Raw genomic sequence first — 636 nt, 5'->3', positions numbered from 1 at the left:
CCAATCTACTCCTATAATCTCATCTAAAAAAGGAAGCATACCAAATTCATCTAATAAACTCTCATAATGATGATCGTGTAAATCGTAAATCATTTTTGCTCTAAGCTTATTCCAATGTTGCCCTGTAAGAAAAGAATTAGAACACAATACTGCTAAACCTAAACTTTTAAAAGCATTTTTATCTCCAAGTTGAGCTTGTAAAAACAATGCTTGTTGTTGTCTTGCTTTAAATCCTACGGCAGCTGTAGGACTAGCTTTAATATTTCCCAAAAGTAAAGCAGACAATTCCCATTCATTAAAGAAAGAATAAGATTTTAATGTTCCACGATGAGAACTTACTTCATCATAAATATAGGCATAATCTTCATTAACCAATCTTCCTTTTTCATCTACATTAGCATAAGCATCATAGGGTATATCTATAACCACAGATCTTAATCCACTTCTTATTGCTAAATATTTATATCTTTCTCTTTTAGTTTTTAAAGATTTATAATAAGCTTTTTCTGCTTTAGTCCAAGGAGCTATAGCTCCTTTTATAGGATCTTTTAAATAAATACTTTGCCATTCTTTAAATTCAACTAGAGTGGATTTTTGCCCTGTATAAAAGTTAGGATCTAGGTATTGGGGTTTATA

The 636-nt window shown here is 30.5% G+C and carries 1 pseudogene; it reads right to left on the bottom strand.

From position 1 onward, the window contains the following. Nucleotides 1-636 (bottom strand): annotated as a pseudogene (locus H2277_RS09090) (hypothetical protein); the annotation flags it as partial.

Source organism: Campylobacter sp. W0014, assembly GCF_020135975.1.
GTDB lineage: Bacteria > Campylobacterota > Campylobacteria > Campylobacterales > Campylobacteraceae > Campylobacter_D.
Note: the sequence above shows the minus strand (reverse complement) of the source record. Positions and strands in the feature narration are given on the sequence as shown.